Origin of the sequence: Microcoleus sp. S13_C3 (assembly GCF_036700905.1) — a bacterium.
GTDB lineage: Bacteria > Cyanobacteriota > Cyanobacteriia > Cyanobacteriales > Microcoleaceae > Microcoleus.
In genome coordinates this window covers 52253-58796 of record NZ_JAUBPT010000031.1, presented here as the reverse complement: position 1 = coordinate 58796, position 6544 = coordinate 52253, and the positions used below count along the sequence as shown (strand labels likewise).

The following is a 6544-nucleotide window of genomic DNA, read 5'->3' as shown; positions in this document are numbered from 1 at the left end:
TTCGGTTCTGGTGTTGGCGGTTACAACTTCACCACTCCTGTCTTATTTACAGGAAGTGCGACAGCTAATAACGTCACCGGCACTGAGTTTGCTGACATCTTGAATGGCGGATCTAGTGCTGATATTTTCGACGGCGGTGCAGGTAACGACAGCATCTCCGGTGGCGCAGGTGACGACAGTATCTTCGGCGGCGCGGGTAGCGATACTCTCAACGGCGGCGACGGGAATGACACTTTAATCGGTGGTTTGGGAACCAATGTTCTCAACGGCGGTGCTGGTGCAGATGTGTTTGTGTTCAGCGGAACTACTGCTGGCGGCGGGGATTTAATTACCAATTACAGCATTGCTGATGATGTAATTAACCTCGACAAAACTGGTTTTGCAGCCTTTACAACCGGAGGGACTTTGGCTTCGAGTTTCTACGCTTACAGCAGCACAGTGTCTGATGTAACTGTGTTTGAAGCAACTTTAACCGGGCCGTCCATCATGGCTATCTACGACGGTTTGTCTACTAAGCTGTATTACGATAGCAACGGTTCTACGGTTGGCGGTAACAGTTTGTTTGCTACTGTCGATGTCAATTTGGGAGTTTCCGGTAATTCTGAATTGTTCTTGTTCTAAGCGGCAAGAATCCTAATCGGGATATCGGTACGGTTAGGGACACAGCAATGCTGTGTCCCTACAAGATAGGGGTAAGGACACAGCCATGCTGTGTCCTTTTTTTTGGTAATTGTTAAACAAGTTAGTCGCTATTTTTTTGGTAGGGAAATGGCATTGCGGTGTCCTCTTTTGCGTTGTTGTCGATGGTTGGAGTCGATCGCACTTGCGAGGGCAATTTCACCATCCAATCCGGTTTATTTTACCCGTTATATCCATTCCGGTTGTATGGGAATGATTAAACCGCAGAGGACACAGAGGATACAGAGAAAGGGAAGAGAGAGATGAATAATTCCGATGCCAACGGATTTGATATTACCTGAAATGTTGCACCATTCTCCAGAACAGGCAAGATGCCTGTTCCACAAGAAAATTCACTCTTTGTGGAACAGGCATCTTGCCTGTTCATAAAAAGCTTATTGAAAATGGTGCAACATTTCAGATATTACCCAAAATCAGCACACGGCGCCTTGCCGTTTCCCTACAATTAATCGGGCGGTGGTTAAATTTGTATTCATTAATCCTTCTCCTGTGCAAGTACAAACCGCCTTTTACTTTTTGATAGTAAATTGTCATAACTTTGATTTTAGTCAACAGTTTTTTTAACCATTAAGCGCAACAGCTAATGATAATTATTAATAAGCTTATGATAAAAAATTATAGTGTAATGGTACGAGTAAGCGGGCAATGCCCACCCTACAAATAGAGTCCTCGATCGCCCAAATCTAAAATCTATGAGTGCCCAAAATCCTTTATCAGTCTGTTTCGCGGATGTGGAGGCGGCGGCAAATCGCTTGCAGGGCAATGCTTTCAAGACGCCGGTGCTGACTTCGGAAACTTTCAACAAACGCACAAATTCTCAGGTGTTTTTCAAGTGCGAGAACTTTCAGCGCACGGGTTCGTTTAAATTTCGGGGCGCTTGCAATGCTTTGATGCAGCTATCTGAATCTGAAAAACAGCGGGGAGTGTTGACTTTTTCTTCGGGAAATCACGCGCAGGCGATCGCCCTTGCCGCCCAGTTGTTACAGATTCCTGCTACTGTTGTGATGCCTGCTGATGCGCCCAAAGTCAAGCAAGAGGCGACTCGCGGCTACGGCGCAGAGATTATTTTGTACGATCGCACTCAAGTTTCTCGCGAAGAGTTAGCCGCTAAAATTGCCGCAGAACGACACTTGACAATTGTTCCTCCTTATGATAATGCGTGGGTGATTGCGGGACAAGGTACGGCGGCGCTGGAATTAATCGCAGAAGTTGGGGAGTTGGATTTGCTGTTAGTTTGCTGCGGTGGCGGGGGTTTGCTGTCGGGATGCGCGATCGCGACAAAAACTTTGTCTCCGCAGTGTAAAGTAATAGGAGTGGAACCGGAGCAAGCAGACGATGCTGCGCGATCGTTCCGCACGAAAACGCTACAAACTGTTACTAACCCGGATACGATTGCTGACGGTGCGCGCACGCCATCTTTGGGGAAATTAACCTTTCCTTTGGTGCTGCATTATGTTGATGATATGGCAACTGTTTCCGAAGAGGCAATTCGCAGTACAATGTTTTTTATGTGGGAACGGATGAAGATAGTTGTTGAACCGACGGGAGTGTTAGCAGCGGCGGCTTTGTTGTCAGGTGTTGTGAAAGCTGAAAATGCGAGAGTTGGGGTGATTGTTAGCGGGGGAAATGTCGATTTTAGTCATTAGCTTGCACTTTTTCAAGAACGGGCAAGATGCCCGTTCCACAAGAGAGGAATTTTATTTTTGATGGTGGAACAGGCATCTTGCCTGTTCGGGCAAGATGCCCGTTCCACAAGAGAGGAATTTTATTTTTGATGGTGGAACAGGCATCTTGCCTGTTCATCCTTCCAAAAAAGATGAATTTGATTGTGGAACAGGCATCTTGCCTGTTCATCCTGCCAAAAAAGATGAATTGGATTGTGGAACAGGCATCTTGCCTGTTCATCCTTCCAAAAAAGATGAATTGGATTGTGGAACAGGCATCTTGCCTGTTCATCCTTCCAAAAAAGATGAATTGGATTGTGGAACAGGCATCTTGCCTGTTCATCAAAGCTAATTAAAAATGGTTTGAAATCTCAATTTTAATCATTTACCCAACACCAAAGAATCTTTGATATGCTGCCATTAATCTTTGATACCTGCGTGCCCAGAGAGGAGATTTTATCGGGAGACTTGTCTCTAGATTTATTTGCAGCAAAATTGCGGCTGGTAGTGGAAGGAAATGCACCTCAAGTTTATCAAGATGCCAATAAATTTTTTGCCAATACTTTCGCAACTGATGGCATTAAAACCCTGATTCGGGAGGTTTTCAGCCGCTTGATGAAGCAAAGCGCCGGGGCGGGGGTGGTTCGTTTGGAAACGAGTTTTGGGGGCGGCAAAACTCACGATGAAATTGCACTCTGGCATATCTGCAAGCAAGGGCGAGAAATTCACGGATTGGAACGCTTTACAGATATTAGCGTGATTCCCGATCGCCCGATCGCCGTTGCAGCGATCGACGGTCGAGATTTAGACCCAGAACAAGGAGTTTATCACTCGGACAGCGGCTTGACAACCTACACTCTTTGGGGCGAAATTGCTTACCAAATTGGCGGGATTTCAGGCTATCAGTTACTGCAAGGCAGCGATAAAAGCGGTGTCAGCCCCGGTACTTCGGTGTTAGAACGGTTGACGGGGGGACAGCCGACTGTGATTATTTTAGATGAAATTGCGCGGTATTTGCGATCGGCAAAAGCGAAACAAATTGGCAGAAGCGATTTAGCCAAACAAGTGGTAGCTTTTCTATTTTCCCTGATGGATTTGGCGGCAGCGTGCGATAATTTAGTATTGGTTTATTCCCTCGCCTCGACAGCAGATACTTTTGCGGAAGAAACGGCAGAATTGCAAGAAACGATGCGCGCTTCCGCAAGGCAAGAAAGGGTGTTGAGTCCTTCTACAGATATCGAAATTTACAACATCGTTAAACAGCGCGTGTTTGCCAGAGTTAGCGAGGAAGCGGCGCAAAAAGCGGCTTCGGAATATTTGGCGGCTTATCGCAATTGCCGCGTTAATTTGCCCGATGGGTGCAAAGATGCGTCATACTCAAAAGCGATCGCCCAAAGTTATCCGTTTCACCCGGAATTGTTCAATCTTCTTACTAAAAAAATTGCTTCTATTCCCGAATTCCAGAAGACGCGGGGCGCTTTGCGATTGTTCGCGCAAGTGGTGCGGCATTTGTGGGAAAATCGCGACGGTTGGATGCCGATGATTCACACGCATCACATTCCTATAGGGATGGATGGCGAAATTACTAACGATCTGACTTCTCGGTTGCAACGATCGCCCCTGCGGAATGCGATCGGCGCTGATATCTACAATCCCGATGGTAGGCCGGCTTACGCACAATTGCAAGATGGGGAATGGATAGCAGCGGGAAAACCGCCGTTTTCTACTTGGGTAGCCCGATCGATCTTTTTGCATTCTCTGACTCAGGGAAATTCTTCGGGTATTCGGCTGGCTGAGTTGAATTTGTCGCTGCTGACTCCGGGGGTTGACAGCGGTTTTGTCGATCGGGCTTTAGAAAGATTGACGAAGGTAGCTTGGTATTTAGACTCCGATCCGATCACATCTTTAGCCAGGTTTAAAGAAGAACCTTCGATCAACAAAATTATCACCGAGGAAAAGGAACAAGTTGGGAGGGGATTCGCGAAAGATGATTTGAGAATTCGTCGGGATAGCATTTTTGCCAAGAAATTCTTTACCTTAGTTTCTAATATCGAAAGTCCCGGAGATGTAGACGATAACCCGGATGATGTGGCGTTGTGCGCGATCGACTTTGACGATGCGACGGTGAATGCTTCTACCGACGCAGCCCCGGAATTAATCGAGAGAATTTTTAACAATAGCGGCGAATCGGGGAAGTTTCGCACCTACCGCAATCGGTTGTTATTTTTGGTGGCAAATCGGCTAGAGTTAGAAAACGCGATCGACAATGCCAGAGAATATAAAGCTATTCAAAATATTCTCAAAAGTCAGAACCGGATGGCAGATTTATCGGGAAGCCAGCAGAAGGAATTGAAGGGACGGGAAGGCACAAAAGATATGGAGGTGAGAGTATCTTTGACTAATACTTACCGCCATTTATTTTATCCTTCAAATGACCAAGTAAAAGCACCGAAAGGATTGATGCACTACACTCTTTCCGCCCAGGATGCGAGTATGGTGAAAGGCAAAAATAACCAGCAAGATGTGATTCTCAAAGTCCTCAAAGATTGCGGCAAAATTCGCGCCGAAGAAGCTAAACCTTTCGCCCCGGCTTTTATCTTGCAAAAAGTTTGGCCTCTGGGGTTGGATAGTTGGACGACGAAGGCGCTGCGCGATGCTTTTGCTAAGGATTTGAGTTTGAATATTCTCCTTGATGCGGAAGTTGGGAAGCTGCGGGACACGATTCGCGAAGGTTTGAAAATGGGCAATTGGGATATGAAAGTCGGGGAGAGACTGTTTATCAAAACTGATGATAGCGTGTTGGCGCTGCCGGAGACGATCGAATTTAGCGATCGCGCCTCCCTCTACAGACGCGGCATTCTCGAACCTCCAGCGCCCAAAGAAGTGGAACTCAGCGCCCAATTGATGCCGAGTGCAGAAGCCGCAAAACCCGTGCGGGTGAGGTGGAAAGCGAAAGGAGCACTGACGGTTAGTTTGTATCAAGATAATATTTTAGTGCCGGGAAATTTCTTCCCTTCCGATGAGTATGACGCCACCATTGTTAATAACACTATTTTTCGTGTGGTGGCCGATTACGGTAACGGGGAAACAGCAGAAAAAGCAACCAATGTCAATCTAAATCCTCAAGTTTCTAGCGTGCGAGATAGTGACAATTCTCCTTATGTTGTGGAAACGCTACAGCCGAGTTTGTGGGAGGCGAAACCGCCGATTATCCAAATTGACGGCACGATAAGTGCGGTATTTACGGGATTGGGCGATCGCATTAGCGACTACAAAGTGCAAGGCATCGAAGTGCTAGAATTGTCTGTGGATCAGGTAATGGATTATCGCAAATTAGGAACAGCAATTTCCATATTGCAGCGGTGGCAACCGCAAATCGACCAAACCGCAACCATTCAAACCGGCGACCAATTTGTGCGGCTGGAATATCAAGGAGCGTTGCGGGGATTTCAGAGTTTTTTCTCGACTCTAAACAGTTTGTTGAACAGTCCCGACGCGCAAGCTGATGTTAGTTTGAAAATCACCTTAGAATTCAAGCCAGCTTTGTCAGCAACTGCCCCGGATATTAATAGTATAAAACAAACGCTCGATCGCAATCCAGTAGAACGTCTAAATTTAATGGCAAGAGTAGTATATTAAAATGTAGGGGCGGGTTTTACCTACAATATTTGGCAAAAATTAACAATCTCAAAAACCCGCCCCCACCCCACGGTAAATCGCAATCTACCTCTTTTAACATACCCGCATAATACATAAGCCGGGGCGGGTTTTTGAGATGGTTGGTTGATTGCGTAGATGGTTGGTGAACCCGCCCCTACACGAATCGCGATCGGACATGATAGGATGTGTAGATTGATTGTTGTATAATTATTTCCATGTAGGGGCGGGCGATCGAACATGATAAGATGTGTAGATTGATGATTGTATAATTTCCATGTAGGGGCGGGTTTTACCTACAATATTTGGCAAAAATTAACAATCTCAAAAACCCGCCCCCACCCCACGGTAAATCGCAATCTACCTCTTTTAACATACCCGCATAATACATAAGCCGGGGCGGGTTTTTGAGATGGTTGGTTGATTGCGTAGATGGTTGGTGAACCTGCCCCTACAGGCATCGCGATCGGACATGATAGGATGTGTAGATTGATTGTTGTATAATTATTTCCATGTAGGGGCGG

At 46.3% G+C, this 6544-nt stretch carries 5 protein-coding genes; 4 read left to right on the top strand and 1 reads right to left on the bottom strand.

Going from position 1 to position 6544, the window contains the following annotated elements:
* From QUA16_RS11525 to QUA16_RS11510, 4 genes are all read left to right on the top strand, one after another.
* Positions 1–621: calcium-binding protein (locus QUA16_RS11525; RefSeq protein WP_333102893.1), on the top strand; the 621-nt coding region annotated here is incomplete at its 5' end.
* A gap of 770 nt (positions 622–1391) precedes the next feature.
* Entirely contained in the window at positions 1392–2345 is a 954-nt protein-coding gene (locus tag QUA16_RS11520; protein ID WP_333102894.1) for a threo-3-hydroxy-L-aspartate ammonia-lyase, read from the top strand.
* Between the two features lie 94 nt (positions 2346–2439).
* Entirely contained in the window at positions 2440–2715 is a 276-nt protein-coding gene (locus QUA16_RS11515) for a hypothetical protein (protein WP_333102895.1), read from the top strand.
* Positions 2716–2774: 59 nt separating this feature from the next.
* Positions 2775–6002, top strand: a complete 3228-nt coding sequence (locus QUA16_RS11510) for a DUF499 domain-containing protein (protein WP_333102896.1) — start codon at positions 2775–2777, stop codon at positions 6000–6002.
* A 314-nt stretch (positions 6003–6316) separates the two neighbouring features.
* On the opposite strand, the gene QUA16_RS11505 is transcribed toward QUA16_RS11510, so the two are convergent.
* A partial coding sequence (locus tag QUA16_RS11505) for a hypothetical protein (RefSeq protein ID WP_333181141.1) occupies positions 6317–6544 on the bottom strand: 228 nt, incomplete at its 5' end.

Coding starts and splice junctions, on each gene's coding strand:
- QUA16_RS11510 (WP_333102896.1), top strand. CDS start 2,775: ATGCTGCCATTAATCTTTGATACCTGCGTGCCCAGAGAGGAGATTTTA.
- QUA16_RS11515 (WP_333102895.1), top strand. CDS start 2,440: ATGCCCGTTCCACAAGAGAGGAATTTTATTTTTGATGGTGGAACAGGC.
- QUA16_RS11520 (WP_333102894.1), top strand. CDS start 1,392: ATGAGTGCCCAAAATCCTTTATCAGTCTGTTTCGCGGATGTGGAGGCG.